Raw genomic sequence first — 22,972 nt, forward strand, 5'->3', positions numbered from 1 at the left:
TGGTCGGCCAATAAATACAATTTATCGTTGAGGGAAGATTCTGACAATTTGACAAGCGGCCGAACTGCCAACGATCTTACGCCCTCCCGACTTGTCTCTGAAACGCGCATATCCCTCGGAAGCCATGGCTCGCCAGACCACTTCACCGATCTACGAGGACTTGCGACTGGTCGATGCGGATAGGCTGCGCAGACTTGTCAGAATGGGCGCCTATGAGGGGCATACAGGAGGGCTTGCGCGCGGCAAACTCCAGGCTAATGTTGTGATTGTGCCCCGCAGCTTTGCCGTCGATTTCCACCAGTTTTGCATCCGTAACCCGAAACCCTGTCCGTTGGTGGGCGTGAGTCGCGCCGGTAGTCCATTGATCCCAGCGCTGGGCGATATCGACATCCGCACCGATGCCCCCCAGTACAACATTTATCACTTCGGGGAGCTGACCCGTCAGAAAACGGACGTTATCGACCTTTGGCGGGATGATTTTGCCGCTTTCGCGCTTGGCAGTTCGCTTACCGTCGAGGCTGCACTTGCCGAAAAGGGCGTGAAACTCCGCCGCATCGGCTGCGGCAAAGCCTCACCCAAGTTCCGAACTAGGATCGAGACTTGTCGTGTCGGACCGTTTGGTGGCGAAATGGTCGTCTCGATGCGCCCGATCAGACATTGCGACGTCGACAAGGTTCGCGCCCTCACCGCACGCTTCCCGCATGCTCACGGCTCTCCTATCCATGTCGGAGATCCCACGGTCATCGGAATAGCCGACTTGATGGGTCCCGACTGGGGCGATGCGGTCAAAATCATGGACGGGGAGGTCCCTGTATTCTGGGCCAGCAGCATAACTGCACAGGATGCACTTGCTCGTGCCGAACTCGCGACCTCGATCACGGTATCGCCGGGGCATATGCTGATCACTGATGTGGATGCACGAGCCGATGCCGGCGCTTTCAAGGTTTACTAGCAGTCCGTCGGGCTTCGGACTTACTTCATGACGAAGTGAGATGGCTGTCTGGAATGCGACCGTTCCAGGACACCTCGCAAGCGGCAAACTCCGGCCTGCGGGCGCGGGCTCAGACCGTGCGGGTATCAAAAGGCGAGACGCTGTGATCAGCAACCTTCTCATCGGTTTCGGCATTGTCGGGTGAAAGCACCGCGCTTTTCAGAAGTTTCGAATAGGGGTGCTGCGGATTGTCCAGCACTGTCCGGGCATCGCCGCCCTCCACCACGCGGCCCTTCTGCATGATGATGATGCGGTCGCTGATGTGGTAGGCGGTGGCGAGGTCGTGGGTGATGTAGACGATCGACACGCCGAGTTCGTCGCGAAGCGCCTTGAACAGTTCGACGATGGACATCCTGAGCGACGCGTCGACCATCGAGACGGGCTCGTCGGCGACGAGCAGCGCGGGACCGGAGATCAGCGCGCGGGCGATCGCGGTGCGCTGCAGTTGGCCGCCGGACAGCTCATGGGGAAAGCGCCCGCGCACCTCCGCCAATGACAGGCCGACCTTGCGCAGCGCCTCGTCGCACACGCGGTCCACCTCCGTCCTGCCGACCCGAGCCAGCCGGCGGGCGGTGGCGTAGAGGTAACGATCGACGCGCTTCAGGGGATTGAAAGCCTCGTACGGGTTCTGGAAGATCGGCTGCACTTGGCGCATGAAATCGAGCCGCGCGCGCCGGCCGCGGATTGTCGCCAGCGCCTTGTCGCGGAAGCGGATCGTGCCTGCGCTCGCCGGAACCATGTTGAGAATCATGCGGGCGAGCGTCGTCTTGCCGCTGCCCGACTCGCCGATGATTGCGAAGATTTCAGGCCGCGACGCATCGAGCGCGAAACTCACCTCGTCGACCGCATTGAAGGTTTTGCGCGCTAGCAGCCCCCCCGACGCGTAGCTCTTCGTCACCCCTTCAAGGCTCAGCAGATCGCTCGTCATTGAACGAGCCCGGTCCGTTGTTTCGCGGCTGCCGCGAACACCCGGTCCGGCCCGACGGCGGGACTTACTGCGTGGCAAGCGACGCGATGGCGAGGATCGATGCTGACCAGTTCGGGATGCGTCTCGCGGCAGATGTCCATGGCGAGCGGACAGCGCGGATGAAACCGGCAGCCGCTCGGCGGCTCGGCCAGACTGGGCGGCGCGCCGGTGAGCGCCCGCTTGGCCGAGAGGTCGCCGATCCGCGGCAAGCTGGCGATGAGATGCTGCGTATAAGGGTGCTTCGGGTTCCTGAAGATCTCCGCCGTGGGCGCCTCCTCCACCAGACGCCCGGCATACATGATGCCGAGGCGGTCGGAGATGTTGGCGTGAACGGCCATGTCGTGGGTGACGAAGATCATCGACGAGCCGATCTCCCGCTGCGCCTCGCGGATCAGTTCGAGGACGCTTTTCTGCACGACCACGTCGAGCGCCGTCGTCGGTTCGTCTGCGATGATGAAATCGGGCCGGCAGACGGTGGCAAGCGCAATCGCGATGCGCTGGCGCATGCCGCCCGACAACTCGTGGGGATAGGCATCGAGCACGCCCGGCGTGAGCTGGAGACGCTCCAGATGCGCGATGATGGCCGCGAAGAATCGCTGCTTCTTCAGGTCCATGTGGGGGAGCGCGAAGTCGATGAAGGACTCACGCACGCGCCGGACCGGATTGAGCACATTCATCGAGCCTTGCGGAATATAGGAGAGATAGCGCCAGCGGATCGCCGATAATGCCGCGCGGTCGAGCCTGTAGATGTCGCGGTCGAGGAAGCTGTAGCGGATGGAGCCGCCGACGACGGTGAGCGGCGGCCGGATGGCCGCGGCGATGGTCTTGATGAAGGTGGTCTTGCCGGAACTCGATTCGCCGGCGAGGCCGTAGATCTCGTTCCTGCCGACCTGCAGCGAAATGTCGTCGACGGCGCGCACTTCGCGCTGCGTGCCGAAATACTTCATGACGTAGTAGGCGCGAAGATTCTTGACGTCGAGCATGACGTCCGCCGACCCGTTCGCGCGCGGCCGCGCGTTCACGCCTGGCCTCCCATGCGGGTCAGGCGGCTTCTCGGATCGATATATTCGTTCATCGAAACCGAAAGCAGGTAGAGCCCCAGAAAGGTCATGATGACCAGGACGACGGGGAAAAGGATCCACCACCAGACGCCGGCGACCATCGCGGTGTGCTGGTTGGCCCAGTAGATCATCGTGCCGATCGTCGGCGTCTCGATATTGGTAAAGCCGATCACCGACAGCGTCACTTCCAGTCCGATCGACCAGTTCATGTTGTTGAGTGTGGTGGAGAAGACGATGGGAAGAACATAGGGCAGATGCTCCTCCACGAGGATCTGTCGGGTGCTCATGCCGGAAAAGACGCTCATCGCGGTAAACTCACGCGTCCTGAGGCTGAGCGCCACCGAGCGAATAAGCCGCGCGTCATAGGGCCAGCCGAGCGACGCCATCGCGACGGCCAGCATCGGCCACGACATGTTGTCGCGCATCATGAAGAAGAACAGCACCAGGATCGGAAACAGCGGGATCACGACGAAGGTGTCGTTGATCGTCATCAGGATGCGATCGGTAATGCCGCCGGCATAACCGGCAACCAGCCCGATCAGCAGCGACAGGATACGGCTCATCAGGGCGACGGAAAGGCCGAACAGCAGCGAGTTGCGGATGGCGATCGTAAGCTGCCAGAACACGTCCTGCCCGCGCGAATTGGTGCCGAAGGGATAGGCCCATGACGGCGGCACGTCCGGCGCGACGACGTAGCTGTCCATCGGCGGATAGGGCGAGAAGAACGAGGCGGCCGCGAAACCGAAAACGATCAGGATCAGGATCGCGCCGAGCGCGAATTCGAGATTGTAGCGGAAGAGGTCGCGGACTGTCTTCAGCATCAGGTCAGCTCCGCGCCACGCGGGAATCGAGCAGCGGATAAATTATGTCGATGACCAGGATCGCCGATGCCACCGCGATGATCGACACGGATGTGATGCCGAGCACCAGGCTGTAATCGCCCGCGTTCACGGCCCGGACCAGCAGCGTGCCCATGCCGGGGTAGCCGAACACGAATTCGGTGATAATTGCGCCGTTGAAGATGGCGCCGAGCGACAGCGCAAGTCCGGTCAACTGAGGCGAAAGCGCATTGCGCATGACGTAGGAGAACAGGATGCGGCGGCGATCGACGCCGCCAAGCTCGGCGTAGGTGACGTAGTCCTCCGTGACGATGTTGGAGACGAGCGAGCGCATGCCGATGAACCACGCGCCCAACCCGACGAGCACGAGCGACAGTGCGGGCAGGATGGAATGCTTGACGATGCTGGCGGCGAAGGCAAAGCCCTGCCGGTCGATGTTCATCTCGGCGCCGCCGCTGATTGGGAGGACCGGCCAGAGGAAGCCGAAGACGACGAGGAGAATGAAGGCGACGATGTAGTAAGGGATCGGCTGCAGGCTCATGGCCAGAATGCCAAGGGCCTTGAGCAGGCTGTTCTTGCGATAGTAACCGGCGAGGCCGCCAAGAAAATTGCCGACTATCCAGGCGATAAGCGTCGAGCAGACGAGCAGGCCGAGTGTCCATGGCAGCGCCTGCCAGATCAGCGTCGAGACCGGCGTCGGGAACGCCGACAGCGAAGGCCCGAAATCGCCCGTCGCCATGCGCCTCCAGAAGAAGACGTACTGCTCCCACGCCGAGCCTTCGAGACCATAGAGTTCGCGCAGCGTCTTGCGCATCACCTCGACCATCTCGGGGCTGGACTGGCCAAACATGGTGACGGAGCTGATCGCCTGCTCGACAGGATCGACCGGCGTGAGGTGGGTGATGAGATAGGCGATATTGATGCCGATGAAGACGACCAGAATGAACTGTGCGAAGCGTCTGACGAGATAGAGCGCGTAGGTTCTCATCGCTTCGACCGTGCCGCGGCTTGCATCATTTCGTTCGCACCTGGTTGGGAGCGAGGCGGGGGAGCGCCGCCTCGCTCGCCTGTTCGCCGCTACTGGGCCTTGGCGGGCTTCAGTCTGACGAACATGTATTTGGTGTTCGCCCAGTTCGAGACCGGGTTGGTGTAGGGATCATCCGCGCTCGGGAATCCCGTCCAGTAGGTCGTATCCATCATGGTGAACACGTTGTACGACATCAGCGGGATGATAGGCATCTCCCGGGCCGCGAGCTTGATATATTCCTGGCCGAGCTCCTGTACTTTCGGATCGTCGAAGTCGATCGTGCGGATCTCCTCGATGATCTTGTCCAACTCCGGATGCGTCCAGCGCTGGCGGTTGCGCGGCGGCTGGCGCTCGCCCCTCGGCTTCAGGAATTCCGAGTGCCAGCTGTCGAGGAAGAATGACAGGTCGGGGTGACCACCCCAGGTCTCCACACTCCAGCCGATTGCGGCCTCGAAGTCACCTGATTCGACGCGCGGGAAGAAGTCCGATGGATAGGCCTGCGTCTTGGCGGCGATGCCGAACTGGCGCCATTGCTGCACGATCATGGTGCCGGCGCGCGTCATGACCGGCCGCTGGTCGCCTTCCACCAGAAGCGTGATCGAGAAGGGCGTCCCGTCCGGCTTCAGCCATTGATCGCCCTGTTTCGTGAAGCCGGCGCGCTCCAGAAGCTGGGTGGCCGCCTCGGGATTCGGTTTCCACCAGCCGCGGCCAATGGCATTAGCGATCTCTTTGGGATCGGTCGGGATCTGCTCGCCCATCGACGGCCGCAGCATTTCGGCGATCTGCTGGCCAACGGTCGGGTCGTAAGGTTTGTATTTGCTCTTGCCGGTATCGATCTCGAAATTCTTGAGCCAGTCCTCAATCGGGTCGAAATAGTATTTGCCATAGAGCCCGGTTGGCGGGACACCGATGGCCGAGATCGTCGCGGCGCCGCGATAGGAAGCCATCGAGACTGCCTTGATGTCGATCAGCAGCGCCAACGCCCAGCGCACGTCGGCGTTCTGGAACGGCTCGACCTGATGGTTGAACAAGACCGCCGGCAGAGTGGGATCGGGATGGGCGTAAGGGAAGCCCTTGAACCAGCCTTGCGAGGTCGGCGACTGCTTGACCAGGGTGAACACGCCCTCGGGCGAAGTGTCGTGGATGATATCGAGCTGGTGGTTGAGCTGCAGGATGACGCGCTTGTCGGGCGGGCCCGGATCAATGTAGGCGGCATATTTCGGGCCCGGCTCCCCGTGGCGGGCGAGCGACGTGCGCTGCCAGTCCTCGCGCTTCTCCCAGATGTACCACTTGCCGTTCGGGTCGAAGCTGTGAAGCTTGTAAGGACCGATCGTGACCGGCGGGTTGAAGTCGAACTTGGTCGGGTCCTCCACTTTTTCGAACACGTGTTTCGGCATGATCCAGGCTGCGTTCCAGCGCACCGTGAAGGTGGCATGGAAGCGGGAGTTGGGCCGCTTCAGCTTGAAGACCACGGTACGTTTGTCCGGCGCCGTCACCGAGTCGACGCTGGCCGCGAAGACAGGCCCCCAGATCATGCTGGGATTCTTGATCTGCGTCTCCACCGTGAAGATGACATCGTCGGCGGTGAACTCCACGCCGTCGCTCCAGAAGATGCCGTCCCGGAGCTTGACCGTCATCTCGGTGAAGTCGGCATTGTATTGCGGTTTGTCGGCGGCAAGCGAGTTGTCCCAGACGCCGTCGATCCCGGCATCGGGATCGATATACCAGAGCGTATCCATGCCGAGTTGCTGCAGGCCGGTGGAGTTGCCGCCGCGCGCGACCATCCAGATGTTGAACCAGGGCGGGTTGGTGATCGTGCCCTGCGGGTTCTCGATGATGATGGTCTCTTCGCGCGGCAGGTTCGAGATACCTTGAGCAAGAGCGGACTGTGCCCCCAACCACGCGCTCGCGAAGAACGCCAAGACTCGCATGATGCGCATCGTCATTCCTCCCTGTGCCGGTCGCATCGGTGATGCGATGGCTTGTTGTCGTTGGGGAAGGAAGCTAACCCGGGGACAAAACCGGGTCAATAGAACCTGATACATATCGCAATATCCGATATGAATTATGCTGGTTTCCAGATTATTGCTTCTCCAAGTTGCGGCCGTGCGACGCGCACCGAAGGCAAAATCAAACCGACAGCCGGATGAGATTGTAGGAGCGCGGCTTGAGGCGGCACAGAAGGCGGCCCTCCTCGACCACCGAGCCGTTCTGCAGTTGCGGCTTCACCAGATCCGGCGCGTCGGCGGAGTTCACCGCCTTCAGGTCCGGATGGTGGATGACGACATGCTCGATCAGCCGTGCCGAGAGAAAACCGGCAAGGTCGACTGTGAGTTCGGTTTCCTCGTCCGGATGCTTGCTGATGACGAACAGCGAGATCATGCTGCCCGCGTGATCAAGCACCGCGGCGACGTCGATATAGGGCACGTCGTCGGCGGCCTTGGCGTCGTAACGCGGCCCGTCGACCGCGACGGCCAGGCTTTCGCCGCGCCCGTGACGCGAGGCGAGCAGATAGGGGTAATAGATCGTCTGCCGGAAAGCGCGCCCGCCACGTTCGGTGGTGATCGGGGCGATGGCATTGACGAGCTGCGCGATGCAGGCGATCCGCACACGGTCGGCGCGGCGGATGAAGGTGTTGAGGATGCAGCCCACGACGAGCACGTCCTCGAAATTATAGATCTCCTCGAGCAGCGCCGGCGCTTCCGGCCAATCCCAGTTCTTGAAATTGTCGTGGTCCTGGCGGCGCGAATGGTACCAGACGTTCCATTCATCGAAGGAGATGTAGATGTCCTTCTTCGACCGCTTCTTGGCCTTAACATAGTCGATCACGCCGCTCACGGTTTGGATGTAGCGGTCGAGGGTTACCGGCTTGGCGAGGAAATTGAGGTAATCGTCCTCGTAATTCTCGAAATACATATGCAGCGACAGGTAATCGACATTGTCGTAGCACTCGTCGAGCACATCGGCTTCCCATTGCGGATAGGATGGCATGAACGAGTGTGAGCTGCCGCAGGCGACGAGTTGCAGCGTCGGATCGAATGCCTTCATCGCCTTCGCCGTCTCGTTGGCGATGCGGCCGTATTCGTAGGCTGTCTTGTGCCCGACCTGCCATGGCCCGTCCATCTCGTTGCCGAGGCACCATAGGCGCACGTCGTACGGTTCGCGCCGGCCGTTCTTGATGCGAAGGTCGCTCCAGCGGCTGCCGCCGGGATGGTTGCAGTATTCAAGCAGCCCGCGCGCCTCGTCGAGACCGCGTGAGCCGAGATTGACAGCTAACATCAGATCCGTGCCGGCCGCTTTGCACCAGGCCGCGAACTCGTCGATTCCGACCTCGTTGGTTTCCTTCGTTCGCCAGGCATAGTCGAGCGTGACGGGGCGGCTCTCCTTGGGCCCAATCCCGTCCTCCCAATTATAGGCGGAGACGAAGTTGCCGCCGGGGTAGCGCGTGACGGGAACGTTCAGCTCGCGCACCATCTCGATGACGTCGCGGCGGAACCCGTGCTCATCGGCGGACGGATGGCCGGGTTCGTAGATGCCAGTGTAGATCGCCCGCCCGAGATGCTCCAGAAACGCACCGTAGACGCGGTCGTCGATCCGGCCGATGCGAAAATCCTTGTGGACGACAGCCTTCGCCTTCATCGCGTTTCCCCTGACTGTATCAAATACTTGGATATGTATCCATAATATCTGATCCTGAATAAGGTGGGTGAGTCAACCCGTCTTAATCTGGTGTGGAGGACAAGTGCAGAATCGAGCGGTCGGCGCCGTTGCCCAGTTCAGGCGGGGGCGCTGCCGCGCTCGGGTTCCCGCCGAATATGCAGGCGCAGGATGATGTCCTGATCGTGATTGCCAAAACCCTTGCCGAAGATGTTCAGGCCCCCTGGATGCTCGGCGTGCTCGTCGATGCCGACCCTCAAGCGAATCGAATGATGCTCGGCTAGGTGAAGCTGGTCGAGAGTCACATCCGAAGTTCTCTCGCTGTCGAGATAAGTCCCGTCGTCGGTGATCTTCCACGTCTTCAGGTGGCCGTATTGCGAGCCCTCGAGCTTCCACCAGCGCGGCGTGTAGATGCCGCGCTTGTCGCCGAAATCGCCGGGCGAGGTCCAGGTGCCGACCAGCACGTCGTTCACCCAGACGCTGACGTCGGAAGGCCAGTTGGCGTCGGTGCCGGGCACTTCCGAGGAGAGTTCCATGCTGAACTCGAGTGCCTCGATCTCTGCCTGCAGGATTTTCGCATTGTTCGGAAACTTGTACTCGACATGGCCGCGCTCAAACCAGATCAGCCCCGCTTTCATCCGATCCGGGTCAAGAAAGAAATCGGGCACGTCGAGAAGACCGATGACGGCCTCGCTCGAGCAGAGGCCGCAGGGTGGCGAAACGTTGCAATTCGTGTAGAGGCCGAGCGGCATGGACAGCTCGATCACGTTCGACCTGGTCTTGAGATCGTAGTCGTCGAAGCGCACCACGATCTCGTCGAAGCGCGCCGCGCAAATCTTTTGCTGACCTTTGGTCGCCTTCACCGTTTCGGTGCGTATCAGGTCACAGCCTTCCAGCACCTGAACGTTTGTCGCGACCGTCGACTGCGGCAGGGACAGCACATCGCTGATCTCGTTGACGTTGAGCGGTCCGCGCGAATGCAGAAGCTTGAGGATGCTGATCCGCACGGGGGAGGAAAGACCCTTCAGCACCTCCAGCCCATCCTCGGCATTGATCGTCAGGAAGTTGCGGTTGTTCTTGAGCGGAAGGTCCATGGCGCATCCAAAGCGCGTTGCAACGTGACTGTATCAGAATTTCGGATGCATACCAGAACTGTCTGATGCTTCAAGCGATTGATCAAACGGGCGCACGGCACAACCGGACGCTCTGTCGGCTATCATGGGCTGAAACAATCGAGTAGCGGGAAGCGGCAGCAGCGTAGAAACGTCAGCCCTCGCGTCCTACGTTTTCGGTGCGCGTCAAATGCCGTCGGCCATTTCCTCCACTCCTTCCTGACCGTTTGGCTGATCTGACATGTCGTTGCTTCGGAGGTAAATCCCGTTCAGCCTCGCAGAGAGCTGCGGCGTACTATGGCGTGCAAATCGGCGACCTGCTTCGCGCCCATGACTGCCCATTCAACGGCTTAGTCTAGGTGTCGAGATATTGCGCCTGTCGATTGCGCATCATGTTGATCATTTCGATACCGGACAGAATGATGCCGGTCGCGATCTGGCAAGACTTTGAGACTGATATGGCCTGTCCAGCAAGCCGTTCGGTGAACAGGCAGCTACAATCCCGCTAACGGTGATGGAACTCTAGTCGACTGAGCCGGCGATCACTCTGAATTACAGTAAGGAATGCATTCCGAGACAAGTTTCTGGATGCGAAGCTAACGACACTCTTCAGCTTGATGCGTATAGAATCGCGCATTGTGAAAGCGTAGTTGAGGAGCCTCCCGAAATGAACGCAAAGCTCAAAGGCGAAGCGCGTCGCAAGATAATTCTTGATGGGTACGCCAAGAACGAACCGTTGAAGGATATTGCGGCGAAGCTCGGATGCTCTCTGGCGAGTTTGAAAGTCAGTGCCAGTAAACTCGGTTGCACTCGAACCCCGAAGGAGGCGGCGGCATTTCGGCGCGGCTTCCATATCCCGGAACAAAAACGGCAAGATTATTACCAATTGATGGTAGCGGGGCAATACCACGCTCGCGAATGCGCAGTTATTTTGGGAATAATACCAGTGAATTATCCAAGTATTGAGTAAATTTACTACGATACGCTATGGACGATATTATCAATTAAGCGTTCCATCGCCTCGGGCCCGCTGCCTTGCACGGGCGCTGAGCCTGGGAAGGTTCGCACAGATGCTGGGCCAACGTTTCAACCGCACCTGCCTTAGCCCTCACGATCTGGCTGTTTGCCAACGCGTCTTTGACCGGGTTTGTGCAGATGAACACCTCGATCCTCTAAGCCGGGAAGCCGAAATACTAGCGTCGATGGTGGTGGGGATCTTTAGGAATGCTCAAACCAATGAGCGCGCGTTACTGAGGGCAGTCAGGTCTAGTCGCCAAAAGACCAGGGCGGCGCACTGACGTTCATCGCGGAAATCCGGCAAGGAGTTTGTGGCATGCCGGCCGCTGCATACGGCGGGAAGTTTTCCGCGCGTCGTGGCTGGCGCCTGAGGCTTTGGGATTGCATGCCCATTAGTCTAAGTGCATATTCGAACAGCCAGCCAACTATCCTGTAAGCCGGTTAGGCTCGGCGCCAGCCCCCTATGCGAAGTGATAAGCGCGACGCGAGCGTGGAGCGGACGCGGCGCTTAATGCGCCGATGGTCCTGTTCAATCCGATTGTTGAGGTACCTGCTCTTGCGGATGCGGATTGGTTTCAGTGAGCCTCGCGATCGGTCGCGCAGACGGTTTTCAGCAATACAGGAAATAATTGCCTCGTGATTGGTCTGGCTGCCGTCGATGACGATGCGATCCGGTCGCTCCAAACGACTTCCGGAGGAAGCGTTTGACCGCCGGCAGGTCACGGTGTTCGCTGAAGAAGAATTCGCACGATAGAGAAACATCCATCAGCCGCGACCTATATACGTCTCGTCCATGCGCCATTTGCGGCCGACGGCACGCTCGCGCTGGTTGAAGCGCTCCAGCAACTGAAGTGAGAGGTGGACAACCCAGCGGTGGATGGTGAAGTGGTCGACATTCAGGCCGCATTCGGCCATTATCTCTTCCAGATCCCGTAGGCTCAGATTGTAGGTCAGTTACCAGCGTACGCACAGCCGGATCACCGATCGGTCGAAATGGTGGCCTTTGAACATGACAAGCTCCCCGAGAATCGAAGGGCCTTACTGCCAACCATTCCGTTTAAGTTATTGCTGAAATGAGGTTATGCTATTCTTATATTCGCTTAAGGTGAAGCGATGCGGAATTTGCACCGTTTTTGGAGCCGGCTCTTGCGTCCGTTGGGGGTCGGGATGAAGACCAATGGTTCCTCAGGCGATTCTCTCTCGGTGAGCGACGCGCGCTTCGCGGACCAATTGACGAATACCAACGACATCGTATCGTTCTATGATCGCGACTTTCGCCTGACCCATTACACAACCAAGCTCAAGAGCATCCAGGGAAGCGTTGTGACGGCAGGCGCAGCGATCTGGGAAGTCTATCCAGGTTTTCTTGATGCGAGGCTTCGCGGCGAACTTGACCGCGTGCTCCGTGGCGGCTCACCGACGACACTCGATCTTCGAGCTTCCGCTGACGAAGCACCGCAATCGGCTCTCGTTTTTGGTGTCGTAAATGGCGTGGGGATCATCGAATCCAGAGAAGCTGCAGACGGTAGGCGGACGATTGCCGAGGAGCAGGAACATGTAACGCTCCTGCATCAGGCGACGCATGACGTGTTGACCGGGTTACAAAATCGGCGTCGGTTCAGCGAACGGCTGCAGCAGGTTCTGACTGCCGTCAACGCATCTCACGAAAAGGTTGCCCTGCTGCAAATCGACCTCGATGATTTCAAGGCGGTCAACGACACGCTCGGCCATGGCGCGGGTGATGCCTTGCTCCAACTCGCAGCGAACCGGATACAGGCCACGCTGCAGGACGGCGGGTCCGCTTACCGATATGCCGGTGATGAATTTGCCGTCATTCAGTCGGGAAAGGAACAGCCCGCCGAGGCCGAGCGCCTCGCCGGCGCGCTGATCGATGCGCTGAAGACGCCCTTTATCATCAATGACATTCCAGTGTTCATCGGTGCGAGCATCGGCATAGCTTTCGGGCCCGCACATGGGGCGGAAAGCGAACAATTGATGAAGGCGGCTGACATTGCTCTCTACGCGGCCAAGCGAGATGGGCGCGGTTGCGCGCGTACTTTCAACCGTTCAATGCTGCTTCTGCTTGAACAGCGCGAGAATCTGCGGCGCAGCCTTCGAATGGCGCGCGAGCGTGGCGAGCTTTACCTGGAGTATCAACCGCTCTTCCGTTCTCCCTCGTCCGTGGTTGGCTTCGAAGCCTTACTGCGCTGGCGTCATCCCGAAATCGGCTCGATTCTGCCGAGCGTGTTCATACCCATCGCCGAAGCCGATGGCCTGATGGACGAGATCGGGCGATGGGTCCTTGAGGAAGCCTGCCGCCAGGCAACGACATGGCCTTCTTCGCTGACAGTCGCGGTGAATCTGTCCCCGGCACAATTCCTCAGCGGGTCGCTCACCGACAGCGTTGCCCAGATCATCGACGCCGTCGGGCTGAGGGCGGACCGGCTTGAATTCGAGATCACCGAGACGGTCCTCCTCGAGCGGACAATCGATAATCTCGACACGCTCAACACCCTGAACGTGCTGGGCATTCGGATCTCGTTGGACGACTTCGGAACCTATTATTCCTCGTTGAGCTACCTGAAGAACTTCCCTTTCGATACATTGAAGATCGACCAGTACTTCATAAACGACCTGGAAACTGACCGGAAAAGCCAGACGATAGTCCGGTCCATCATAGCTTTGGCGCACGGCCTGGGGATCAGTGTCACGGCCGAGGGCGTCGAGACAAACAGCCAGGCGCGATGGCTGAAGAAGGAAGGTTGTGACTGCCTGCAGGGTAACCTTCTTGGGCGGCCGATGGGAGCGGAGGCCGCGCGCAATTTTGTTAGCCGCTCGGCTCATCTGGCGATTGGAGAAAAGGAGGAGCGAAATCGGGCAGTTTAACCTGCCGGCCAGCGTTGCTTGAAATCTGGGAGACTGGAAACAGCGGGGAATGAAGATGACTGTAGCTTCTCGCGATACCGATTTCGGACCGATGATTGAGGTCGACATGGAAATAAAATCCTTCCTGTCGATGTGGCTGTATTGCGATCAGATGTCGACCTATCTGGCGCGGATGGTCAGCCACAACCGCTCCGACTCCGTGCGGCATGCGAACCTCTTTTCTTCCGTTGCAAACGAATTGCTGGAGGTCGCGTTTCGGACGCGCCATCCCGATGGTGAGCTGGCTTGCAGGGTATCGCGCCAAGGACAGGTGGACAGGATCGAGCTGAGTTTCCCGTGCACGCCCGAAGAACGGCAATTCTATCGTGAAGCGCTGTCACAGGTGGTTGGATCTGAGTCCAAGCATCGATACATGAATTCGATTTCCGGCGATCTTGCGCCCAGCCGAGAGGTCGTCCTTCTGGAACTGGTCGTCGACTACAACGCCACGCTAAGGCTCGAGGAAGCCGAGGCCGACACGATCAAGCTGGTCGTGGATCTTCCGCTCGAGGACCTGCCCAGTGAACCCGCATGACATGATTCCGCGCTTCAGGGCGCAATACGACACAAACAATCAGGAGTTCTCCATTTCCGGGGTGGTTCGTCCCCAATCGATCGACGAGCTTGCGCCCAGCCTGACGCTTCTGAGGGAATCGATCAGCCGTGTGCGCGGCATTCTCTATGTGAACATCCGGCGTCTGACACAGATGAACAATACCGCGTTTCATGCCTTTTCGCGGGTCATCATCGACGCCTGCCGCGCTCGGCCCGACCTCAAATTTGTCGTGATCACGTCGAGCGTCGTCGGATGGACGACGCGAAAGTTCGGCCGGTTGCACGGACTTGAGCCGAACATCACGGTGGAGGAATACGACAGCCAGTTCTATCCCGGGCAGAGTTTCCTCGAAGAAGGCGGGTTCATCCCCATCCTGCGCACGCAAACCAAGATGACATGGCGTCACGAACGCGAGATCCTGCCGCGCCATGGCATGCAGCCAGGTATCATTATGGCCGACATTTGTTGCGGCATCGGCGATTTCGCCGTGCTTGTGCAGAAGGAATTCCAGCCGGCCCGGATCGTTGCCCTCGACCATTCCAGATCGAGCCTTGACTATGCTCGAAGCGTCGCCGCGGATTTCGACATCCGGGGCATTGAATACACCTATGGCGACGCGTCAGAGATGCTGCTCGACGAAGATCAGTTCGATCTGGTCACATGCCGGCATTCGCTCCAGATATTCAACCGGCCAGAGCTTATTCTGAAGGAACTCTACCGGATATGTAAACCGGGTGGACGCGTTTACATCACCAACGAGAAGAATTCGCATTGCCTTGGCGAGCCACGCGCCGAAAACATCCAGTGGACCTACAATGAGGTCGCGAAGCTGTTCAAACATTTCGAGATGGATGTGGAACTGGGGCCGAAGAGCCGGCGATATCTGGTCGAGGCGGGCTTCGAAGATATCCGTGTCGAGTCCTTCATGGTGACCAACGGTGACGGCGATCCGCAGGACTTCGCGGATGTCGTCACGGCATGGGAAAATGTCTATGCCGGCGACATGGCGGTGAGGCGCGGTGACGACCCAAAGATGATCAAGCGGTTTCGACAAGGCTTTCAGGACCATATTTTTGCGGCGCTGCATCCGAAGGGTTATGCTGGCTGGCCAATCTGGGTCGCATCAGGGCGTAAGCCGTCATGAACGCTGACAGTGAGCCAAAACTGCGGTTCGGCCTGCGCTCGTTTCGGGCCAAATTCGTACTGGTGGTCGGCGGTGCCGTACTGTTCGACCTGTTGGTTAGCGGCGGGCTCGCTCTCTGGAACGTTCAGGAACTCTCGCGGGACGCGACGTCCGAAGTCGGCGAGGGTCTGACGAGGGCAAACCAGGAATACATTCTCTCCTACGCCAATTCGACCGCTTCACGCGTGGACCTCCTGCTCGACCGGGTGCACGGGGACGTCAAGACTCTGGCCGGCGTTCTGCAAGGCCAGATCGATGATCCGGCAAGGCAAGAGCAGATCGGAACGAGCCTTGCGCATCAGGCGCCCGATTCGGTGAACGTGGTCTACAATCCCCAGGGTGGATGGGCGCAGAACCTTCCGGGCGCGCCATCCGTGGTGAGCGTCTGGGGGTATCTGTTGGGCCCCGATCACCGTCCGCTTCCCGTTGTCCAGAAGGAAATCGAGGACAGCGCCGTTCTGGATCTCGTCGCGCCGAGCCTTCTGGCTGGCGGCTCGTCCAAGCTGCAGATGTACTTCATCGGTCCGAAGCAATGGCCGATCTTCAGAACGGCACCCTATACGGATCAGGCCCAGACCTTCGACCGCCTCTATCCGGGACACAACAAGGCGGATTTCTGGGAGTTTTTCTTTCCCGGAATCTACTCTTCCTGGCAGCAGTGGGCCGGCGATCCCACCTCACGTCCCGTTGCGGACGACATCACGCAGACCGCACCCTACACCGATGCGATCACCGGTAAGCAGATCGTGAGCTTCTTTGCTCCTTTGTGGTCGCGGGATCGGAAAAACGTCGCCGGCATCGCGGGAGCCGACATCACGCTCGATCAGCTTGCCGAGATCGTCGAGAGCGTGAAGATTGCCGACACCGGCTTCGGCTTCCTGACGATGTCGAACGGCAATGTCGTTGCGATCAATCCGGGTGGCGAAGCGATCATCGGCCTGACCTCGTCGAGCGGCGGCACGCAGGGCGTCACCGGCCTGGAACGCACGCTGCGCGGAAGCACGCAGCCGGCTATCGCCTCGCTGCCGCTCGATCGGAACAATGACAGCGTGATCCAGCATATCATGCTCGATCAGCAAGGCGAGAGTGTTCCTTATATCGTCGTTCTCAAGATGTTGAATCCGACAAATCTCTGGAGTTCCGGACCGGTGAAGTTGGAGGCGATGTCGTTGGGCATCGTCGTTCCCGAACGGGAGATCTATGCCTCGCTATTTGCTGCGCAGGACAGCATTTCCCGCGCCACAAACCGTATCCTGCTCTACCAGATTGCTGCCATCGCCTTTTCGCTTCTGATCGTTTTTGCCGCTGTTGTGGGGATTTCGAAGAGAATTACCGCCGGACTTAGCGCGCTTGCTGGAGCCGCAAAGCAGCTTCAGGCAAAGGATTATTCCGTCAGGGTAAGTATTCCGACGCGCGATGAGGTCGGAGAAGCAGGTGCTGCCTTCAATCGCATGGCTGAGCAGATCAGTTTCCACACAGAAAACCTTGAGCAGCTCGTCGATGATCGGACTAGGGAACTCGAAGGCGCGAACAAGGAAATCTCTGCGCTGAACGACAAGCTGCGTGACGAGAATGTTCGGCTTGGCGCCGAACTCGCGGTCGCCAAACATATCCAGATGATGGTTCTACCGAAGGCCGGCGAGCTCGAAGCACTCCCGCAGGTGGAGATTGCCGCTTATATGCGGCCAGCCGACGAGGTCGGCGGAGACTACTATGACGTTCTGCAGAATGGCCCGCACCTCAAGATCGGAATCGGCGATGTGACCGGGCATGGGCTGGAGAGCGGCGTGTTGATGCTGATGGTCCAGTCCGTCGCACGGGCATTGCAGGAGGCGGGCGAGGGCGATCCGCGAGAGTTCCTGGATCGGCTGAACCGTGCAATCTACAAGAACATCGAGCGGACCAACACCAATAAGCACCTTTCGCTGGCCTTTCTCGATTTTCGGGACGAGCGTGTGACGCTGTCAGGTCAGCATGAGGAGGTTCTCGTTGTCAGAGGCGATGGCGATGTCGAGCGCATCGATACTGTTGACCTGGGCCTGCCCGTCGGCTTGGAAAAGGATATCAAGCCATTCATCGCCACGCGCGATATTCCATTCGCCAGGGGCGATGTCATTGTGCTTCATACCGACGGCGTGACCGAGGCGGAGAATTCTGAGGGGAAACTGTTCGGCCTGGATCGCCTGTCCAAAAGCGCAAGCGAACATCATGGCGGCAGCGCGGAGGAGATCAAGACCGGCATCATCGAGGATCTCATGGCCCATATCGGAACCCAGAAGATCCATGACGACATCACCCTTGTGATCATGAGGCACAGGTAGATGACAACACTCTTTGGAACCGCCGATGTTGCGATCGGGATGAACGGAGGTGTCAGTCGCGTGCAGCTATTTGACGGACCTCTGGAATTGAGTTGGCACCACTGCGCCACCACATCGGATTTTATTGCCGATACATTTGCTACGCGCTTTCAGCCGTCCCGCAACGACTATAAGGAAGTGCGGCACAGTATCGGCTATTTGATCAATGAGCTTATCGAGAATGCGGTCAAGTTTCGCGCTCCGGGTGGAATCATGATTGAAGCGTCGATGGATTCGGAAACATTCAAGGTGAAGGTTTCGAATGTGGTAGATGGAGAAGTTGCCACCGGGTTCCAGGGGTTTTTGTCGGAGATAACGGCTGGCGATCCCGGCGATCTTCTCATTCAGCGCATCGAGGCGAATGCTGCTGATCCGGAGATGACGAGTTCGGGTCTTGGGCTTTTGACCCTGATGAGCGACTATGGTGCACGGTTGGCCTGGATTTTCAGCCCGACCGACGAAAATGGCCGGATTTGCTTGGAAACTTATGCTTCTATCGCTATCTCGCAAACCCATAATTGAGCGGAACATCGCCACGCCATGGAACTAAAAACAGAAGATTACCGTGTATGGATTGACGGAAACGACATTTATTTCGATGGCATTATGCGGCTGGCCAGTTCCGAGGCCTACGCACCTATTTTGTCGCTGGCGATGAGCGTTCTTGCCTCGGAGCCTCCCGCGATCACGCTCAATCTGACAGATCTGCAGTTTCTCAACTCGTCCGGCATCAATCTTCTCGCGAAATTCACCATCGAGGTGCGAAAGCACCCTGGCGTGCGCCTCACGGTGAGGGGCACGTCGGAAATACCTTGGCAATCGAAGTCATTACCCAATCTGAAGAAGCTGCACCCCGACCTGGTGTTGCTGGTAGGCTGATGAAGGGTTTTGGGCTTGGCGTCAGCTTCCCAGAGCCTTTAGCCAGACGAGAGATCTGATCTCGACCCTGCCGGGATGGCTTTCGACGACACGGCCATCGCCGCCCGTCCAGGCCCGTCCGCTGCGTGACAGGACGATGAACCAATGATCGATCGAACTGGATCGAAGCTTCGCGGCGGACCGAACGCAACCATGAGTCGGTGCGGTTTGCCGGACGATCAGCGGCGGCCAAGATTCGGCACGGGCTGATCTCATCGGCCTAGGGCCGATCGAGAAGCCCATTTGGAGGTCTGTCCGTGCATGGCAGCAGCCCGGCCGCCGCTATTCCAATATTTGGTTAAAACCAGTCGGGGAATTTTAGAGGTTGTATTAAATGCGCTTCAGTAAGTCGGTGTTATAAAAAAAGCTAACAGGGGGACCGATTATGAGCACCACAACGAAAACTAAAAATACATCTGAGTCATCGATGGAAAAAAATCTCGGTAGAAAATCGAGATTAATGACGAGGTATTCCATTATATTGGCGATCACAATATTTTCTTCTGGCTGCGTTGCGGTGACAGACAGGAGCACGGAGGTCTCGTCGATCTCGATGGAATCCGATGAACCAGACAAGTCGGTGAAAAAGGGGAAGCCGACGGCACCCTTAAAAATTACCAAAAGCCGGCTCGCCACAAGAGTGGCTAGCTACGGGTTCCTTGGCCGGGCGCCCTATATTTGCACCCCCAGCGGCTTTGGAAGAACATCAGGCTGCTTCCTGCGAAGGGGATAACCCTCACATAACGCGACAGCAAGTTCCCATGCTGCGCATGAAATGCAATCCAAACCCCGGCCGCCATGACGCGAGACTTCCATGCCGGCCGGGGGGCCCCAAAACCCGATGAAAGGCTCACCTGTTGATCGGCAGCTTCGCCTGGATTCTGTTGTATTTTGCGCTGACGTAATCGCCCGCACGCAGCTTGCGATATTCATCGTTTGCCCTGGTCGGCGCGTTCTTGAACGCATACCACTCGCCGTCCGGCTCTTTCCTCTGGAACACGACGCCACCTTTCTTACGATGCCGGAAGCAGGTCAGAGCTGGTGAAACGCCGCTTTTCGCGTACCATTCCGCCCAGAAGCAGAGCTTGCCGGAATCGGTAAGGAACCAACGCCCGACGCCCAAGGAGCCTGCGCTGCCACGGCCTGTCGCGGCAATGAACCGCCGCTGTTTCGCCGAGAAGTAACCGGCGCCGTTCTTCCATATCCAAGACCGATTCGAGTACAGCCGAAAGAGCTCCTCGGTCGTCAGCGGTGTCCCCGATTCTGCAGCGATGCTAGTCTTACTCTGTGTCGCGGCGGCAGCATCGAAAGATGCCATGCTCATGCAGCCGCCGATCGCAGCCAGCGCCAGCAATATCTGTAGTTTCCGCATTTCGTTCTCCTTGATTTGCTAGTTGGTGGCCTGGCCGGAGACGACCCGCCAATCGGGGAGGCCGTAGCCATTCGGCCAAGGATAGACTTCTCGGTCGTTGAAGTAGACGACCCCAGTCAGGCGCGGAAATTCGGGGTACTTCCGCGCGACGTTCTCTGCCCAGTTCCGCACGTAGGACTGGTCTCCGTCATAGCCCAACTCGGCCACCATGATCGGCTTGCCGAAGTTTTCGACGAGCCGGTAGCGGGGCTCGAGCGTCTCGGCGAATGTCAGATCCTTTCCGAAATGGTCACGATCGTGTTTCTGAAGGCCAAATAAGGAGAGACCGACAATGTCGACGTATTCATCGCCCGGATAGAAGCTGACCAGCTCCGGATTTCCCTTTGGCGACCACATGTACTTGGCGCTCTTCAGGTGCTGGCGGCAGACCGTCACCATTCGGCGGTAGGCAGTGATGTAGCTTTCGGGTTTCCAGTGTGCCCAGGTGAACTGGTTGTCGGTTTCGTCCATTTCCTGTGCCCAACGGATGATCACCTGGCTTTTCAGGTTATCGGCAGCAGCACAGACCGAGGCCATATTGGCGTCGTAGCGGCCGCTGAGGATTCCGTTCAGCAGCTCGCCTGACGTGACGCGCCAGTCGACGTCCCACGACCAGGGTTCAACCGTAATGAGGAGTGATCGCCCACGCTGCAGAACATATTCGTCGGCGATCGCCAGCGAGGAGAGATCGACATCTTCCCAGGGCAGGAAAAGATGCTCGATCTTGACGTTCTTGTCTTGGCCAAAGTCGCCATGCGGATCGTAGGCACCGAAATCGTTCGACGTTTCGGTGACGATAGGCCGCTTGTCCGTTATCTGGTTCGTGGCCTGCGTATTCTCGCTAGGAAGCCCGCGGGGCAAGCTGGCTGCCAATACGGCACCCGATAGAGTCAATGTAGCAAGCGAAATTGCGATCACTCTCGAGGTATTCTTTCCGACAGTTTTCATGGCTGTATCCTCCTGACAGTCTTCATTGTTGCGCTTTGAGATTGGCATCAGAGAGCTGCTTTGCGGGTTCCAGCTCGGACTTGATCCGCTGCAGATCCGGCGTGACCAGATCTTGGCTGACGAGCTTGCTGAACTCGTCTTCGGTTGCAGGGGCGGCGTGCTTGAAGACGTACCAGTCTCCCGACGGCTCTCTCTTCTGATAGATGGTTTCGCCAAGCTCCCTGTGGCTGAAGCAGGTCCTGTTGGCAGCGACGCCGGACGATGAATGCCATTGCGCCTTGAAGCACAGGCGGCCGTTGTCGGCGACGGTCCAGCGGCCCTCAGCCCATGCCGCCTTCTCGCCAGATCCGGCCCATGCGGAAAAGCGCCGCCCCTCGGCCTGCATCCGGCCCGCGCCGTCAGTCCACTGCCACGATTTGTCGCGATAGAGCATATAAAGCTCTGCGCTCGTCATGGCCCGAGCCTTCGGCGGAGGCATTGAGTTCTTGCCGGCAGCCTCGGCCGAACTCCCGAAAACGAAAGCCGAGAGTATGCACGATGTCGCCAGGAGACAGCCTCCGAACGCGGCTGCGGCTTCTATTTTGCTGTTTACGTGACGTGACTTCGCCATGGTTCTTAGCCTTTGCTCACATTGTCCTGGATGTCGTGCTTCGGTTTCGGCCCGCCACCGGATATGATGCCGGACCGCTGCGGCACAGGTCGGCCGATACTCGTTACTTGAAAGCCGGCCTGTGCCGCGCCCCGCCCGAACGCGTTGCGAAGATCGATCAGGATTGGAGACCGCATTGCCTGTCTTAGGCGATGAAGATCGAGCTGGCAGATGCTTGCCCACTCGGTGACGACGATCACCGCATCGGCATCACGTGCACACTCATAGGGGTCTTCGAACAGCGCGACATTTTCGAAGATGCGCGCCGCATTCTCCATGCCGACAGGATCATGCGCGCGGATGTTGGCGCCGAAGCGCTGTAGCGCCTCGATCAACGGCACGGAGGGCGCGTCGCGCATATCGTCGGTGTCCGGCTTGAAGGTCAGGCCGAGCACCGCGATCGTCAGTCCATCGACGTCTCCGCCGACCGCATCGACGACCTTGAGCGCCATCTTGCGCTTGCGGGCTTCGTTGGCCGCCACCGTCTCCTCGACGATACGCAGCGAGACGCCGTAGTCCTGCGCCGTCCGAAGAAGTGCCAACGTATCCTTTGGAAAGCATGAGCCGCCGTAGCCAGGCCCGGCGCTCAGGAAGGCCTTGCCGATACGGTGATCGAGACCGACGCCGAGCGCCAACTCGCTGACGTCGGTGCCAACCTCTTCGCAAAGATCAGCCAGCTCGTTGATGAAGGTGATCTTCGTCGCAAGGAATGCGTTCGACGCGTATTTGATCAGCTCGGCCGCGCGCCGCTGAGTGACGATGACCGGCGTGTTCGCGTCGGCGAGCGGTCTGTAAAGGGCCTGCATCGCCTCCCGCGCATATTCGTCCTCGACGCCGACGACGACGCGGTCCGGAAACAGGAAGTCGTCTATCGCTGAACCTTCGCGAAGGAACTCGGGGTTGGAGACGACGGAAAATCTCCCCTCCGGGCGACTGCTTGCGATGATCCTCTCGACTATGTCGCCGGTGCCGACCGGCACGGTCGATTTGACCGCCACGACCGCATGGTCTTTCAGGGAAAGCGCGATCTCCCTGGCCGCCATACAAACGAATGAAAGATCCGCGTCGCCAATGCCCGGGCGAGGCGGCGTTCCCACCGCGATAAAGACGATTTCCGCGTTGCTCAGGGCTGCGGCAAGGTCAGTGGTAAAGGATAGTCGACCGGCCGCATGATTGCAGCGCACGAGCCTGTCGAGGCCCGGCTCGTAGATCGGCAACTTACCCTGTTCGAGTTGCCTGATCTTGTCCGCGTTCTTGTCGACACAGACGACCTCATTGCCCCATTCGGCAAAGCAAGTGCCGCTGACGAGCCCGACGTAACCCGTTCCGATCATTGCGATTTTCATGTACG

The 22,972-nt window shown here is 59.0% G+C and carries 19 protein-coding genes and 2 pseudogenes; 8 read left to right on the forward strand and 13 right to left on the reverse strand.

Going from position 1 to position 22,972, the window contains the following annotated elements:
- The first annotated feature begins 124 nt into the window (after window positions 1-124).
- Window positions 125-952, forward strand: a complete 828-nt coding sequence (locus EJ066_RS14340) for a DUF1445 domain-containing protein (RefSeq protein ID WP_126038625.1) — start codon at window positions 125-127, stop codon at window positions 950-952.
- 109 nt (window positions 953-1,061) lie between these two features.
- Here EJ066_RS14340 and EJ066_RS14345 read toward each other — a convergent pair whose 3' ends face one another.
- The 7 genes from EJ066_RS14345 to EJ066_RS14375 all read right to left on the reverse strand — a co-directional run bounded on the left by EJ066_RS14345 (window position 1,062) and on the right by EJ066_RS14375 (window position 9,636).
- Window positions 1,062-1,919 (reverse strand): ATP-binding cassette domain-containing protein, encoded by an 858-nt coding sequence (locus tag EJ066_RS14345; RefSeq protein ID WP_126038628.1) that lies wholly within the window; start codon window positions 1,917-1,919, stop codon window positions 1,062-1,064.
- Window positions 1,916-2,941 carry an ABC transporter ATP-binding protein gene (locus tag EJ066_RS14350; protein ID WP_126043881.1) on the reverse strand — a complete coding sequence of 342 codons (1,026 nt, stop codon included), beginning with the start codon at window positions 2,939-2,941 and terminating at the stop codon, window positions 1,916-1,918. Before EJ066_RS14350 ends, EJ066_RS14345 begins: the two co-directional genes overlap by 4 nt.
- 35 nt (window positions 2,942-2,976) lie before the next feature.
- Window positions 2,977-3,840, reverse strand: coding sequence for an ABC transporter permease (locus tag EJ066_RS14355; RefSeq protein ID WP_126038631.1), 864 nt, complete (start codon window positions 3,838-3,840; stop codon window positions 2,977-2,979).
- A 4-nt stretch (window positions 3,841-3,844) separates the two neighbouring features.
- A complete protein-coding gene (locus EJ066_RS14360; protein WP_126038634.1) occupies window positions 3,845-4,846 on the reverse strand; it encodes an ABC transporter permease in 1,002 nt (333 codons plus the stop codon).
- A gap of 89 nt (window positions 4,847-4,935) precedes the next feature.
- Window positions 4,936-6,825: an ABC transporter substrate-binding protein gene (locus tag EJ066_RS14365; RefSeq protein ID WP_126038637.1), complete on the reverse strand. Its 1,890-nt coding sequence runs from the start codon at window positions 6,823-6,825 to the stop codon at window positions 4,936-4,938.
- A gap of 190 nt (window positions 6,826-7,015) precedes the next feature.
- The gene (locus EJ066_RS14370) at window positions 7,016-8,524 is read right to left on the reverse strand and encodes an alpha-N-arabinofuranosidase (RefSeq protein WP_126038641.1); all 1,509 of its coding nucleotides are present in this window, start codon (window positions 8,522-8,524) and stop codon (window positions 7,016-7,018) included.
- A gap of 137 nt (window positions 8,525-8,661) precedes the next feature.
- Entirely contained in the window at window positions 8,662-9,636 is a 975-nt protein-coding gene (locus EJ066_RS14375) for a helix-turn-helix domain-containing protein (protein ID WP_126038644.1), read from the reverse strand.
- Between the two features lie 685 nt (window positions 9,637-10,321).
- On the opposite strand from EJ066_RS14375, the gene EJ066_RS14380 reads away from it, so the two are divergent.
- On the forward strand, window positions 10,322-10,624 hold the full coding sequence (locus EJ066_RS14380) for a hypothetical protein (protein ID WP_126038647.1): 303 nt from the start codon (window positions 10,322-10,324) through the stop codon (window positions 10,622-10,624).
- 542 nt (window positions 10,625-11,166) lie between these two features.
- On the opposite strand, the pseudogene EJ066_RS14385 reads toward EJ066_RS14380, so the two are convergent.
- Window positions 11,167-11,625, reverse strand: a pseudogene (locus tag EJ066_RS14385) (DDE-type integrase/transposase/recombinase); the annotation flags it as partial.
- A gap of 213 nt (window positions 11,626-11,838) precedes the next feature.
- Here EJ066_RS14385 and EJ066_RS14390 point away from each other — a divergent pair.
- The 6 genes from EJ066_RS14390 (at window position 11,839) to EJ066_RS14415 (ending at window position 18,574) form a co-directional block, all read left to right on the forward strand.
- Entirely contained in the window at window positions 11,839-13,557 is a 1,719-nt protein-coding gene (locus EJ066_RS14390; RefSeq protein ID WP_126038650.1) for an EAL domain-containing protein, read from the forward strand.
- A gap of 91 nt (window positions 13,558-13,648) precedes the next feature.
- A complete protein-coding gene (locus EJ066_RS14395) occupies window positions 13,649-14,131 on the forward strand; it encodes a ubiquinone biosynthesis methyltransferase UbiE (RefSeq protein WP_126038652.1) in 483 nt (160 codons plus the stop codon).
- 1 nt (window position 14,132) lies between these two features.
- On the forward strand, window positions 14,133-15,296 hold the full coding sequence (locus EJ066_RS14400; protein ID WP_126043882.1) for a class I SAM-dependent methyltransferase: 1,164 nt from the start codon (window positions 14,133-14,135) through the stop codon (window positions 15,294-15,296).
- Window positions 15,293-17,656, forward strand: a complete 2,364-nt coding sequence (locus EJ066_RS14405) for a SpoIIE family protein phosphatase (protein WP_126038655.1) — start codon at window positions 15,293-15,295, stop codon at window positions 17,654-17,656. Before EJ066_RS14400 ends, EJ066_RS14405 begins: the two co-directional genes overlap by 4 nt.
- Entirely contained in the window at window positions 17,657-18,217 is a 561-nt protein-coding gene (locus EJ066_RS14410) for an ATP-binding protein (protein ID WP_189644485.1), read from the forward strand.
- An 18-nt stretch (window positions 18,218-18,235) separates the two neighbouring features.
- Window positions 18,236-18,574, forward strand: coding sequence for a hypothetical protein (locus EJ066_RS14415; protein WP_126038658.1), 339 nt, complete (start codon window positions 18,236-18,238; stop codon window positions 18,572-18,574).
- Between the two features lie 48 nt (window positions 18,575-18,622).
- On the opposite strand, the pseudogene EJ066_RS32010 reads toward EJ066_RS14415, so the two are convergent.
- From EJ066_RS32010 to EJ066_RS14440, 5 genes and pseudogenes are all read right to left on the reverse strand, one after another.
- Window positions 18,623-18,757 (reverse strand): annotated as a pseudogene (locus EJ066_RS32010) (AraC family transcriptional regulator); the annotation flags it as partial.
- A 706-nt stretch (window positions 18,758-19,463) separates the two neighbouring features.
- Window positions 19,464-19,985, reverse strand: a complete 522-nt coding sequence (locus tag EJ066_RS14425) for a DUF995 domain-containing protein (RefSeq protein ID WP_126038663.1) — start codon at window positions 19,983-19,985, stop codon at window positions 19,464-19,466.
- 18 nt (window positions 19,986-20,003) lie between these two features.
- Complete coding sequence (locus tag EJ066_RS14430; protein WP_126038666.1) at window positions 20,004-20,972, reverse strand: glycoside hydrolase family 26 protein; 969 nt, start codon at window positions 20,970-20,972, stop codon at window positions 20,004-20,006.
- A 22-nt stretch (window positions 20,973-20,994) separates the two neighbouring features.
- Entirely contained in the window at window positions 20,995-21,426 is a 432-nt protein-coding gene (locus tag EJ066_RS14435; RefSeq protein ID WP_348629321.1) for a DUF995 domain-containing protein, read from the reverse strand.
- A 161-nt stretch (window positions 21,427-21,587) separates the two neighbouring features.
- Window positions 21,588-22,967 carry a UDP-glucose/GDP-mannose dehydrogenase family protein gene (locus tag EJ066_RS14440; protein ID WP_126038671.1) on the reverse strand — a complete coding sequence of 460 codons (1,380 nt, stop codon included), beginning with the start codon at window positions 22,965-22,967 and terminating at the stop codon, window positions 21,588-21,590.
- Window positions 22,968-22,972: the final 5 nt, after the last annotated feature.

The sequence above is a fragment of the Mesorhizobium sp. M9A.F.Ca.ET.002.03.1.2 genome (genome assembly GCF_003952365.1).
In the GTDB taxonomy this organism is placed as follows: domain Bacteria; phylum Pseudomonadota; class Alphaproteobacteria; order Rhizobiales; family Rhizobiaceae; genus Mesorhizobium.